The organism is Larkinella soli (assembly GCF_003703975.1).
Lineage (GTDB): Bacteria > Bacteroidota > Bacteroidia > Cytophagales > Spirosomataceae > Larkinella > Larkinella soli.
In genome coordinates this window covers 1-399 of the sequence record NZ_QTJY01000074.1, presented here as the reverse complement: position 1 = coordinate 399, position 399 = coordinate 1, and the positions used below count along the sequence as shown (strand labels likewise).

Sequence of the window (399 nt, the reverse complement as noted above, 5' to 3'; positions counted from 1 at the left end):
CGGGCGTGACCCTGACGGTCAACCCGGCCGGTAACCCCGGTCCGGTGGCCGGTAACTTCGAGGGCTTCCTGGATGTGCTGAGCTGTGACAATATTTACGGCTGGGTCTGGGATCGCGACAAGCCCAACACCGTTCTGAACGTTGAGTACCTGGAAGGAGCTACGATCGAAACCGCTACGGTGATCGGATCGGATGCGGCCGATATCTTCCGGCAGGATCTTCTGAACAACGGTAAGGGCAACGGGGTGCATGGGTATAATATTCCGCTTCCGGAGAGCCTGAAGAACAATCAGCCGCGCAACATTTGGGTGCGGGTACAGGGCGGCACCTATATTCTCAAAGGGTCACCCAAGACCATCACCTGTCCGGGCAGCGGCACGCCGACTAACCAGCCGCCGG

General features: G+C 59.4%; 1 protein-coding gene. It reads left to right on the top strand.

All coding sequences use genetic code 11. The annotated features are described in order from the left end of the window. Positions 1 to 399 (top strand): hypothetical protein (locus DX909_RS29745; protein ID WP_206513082.1); only part of this gene is annotated, 399 nt, incomplete at both ends.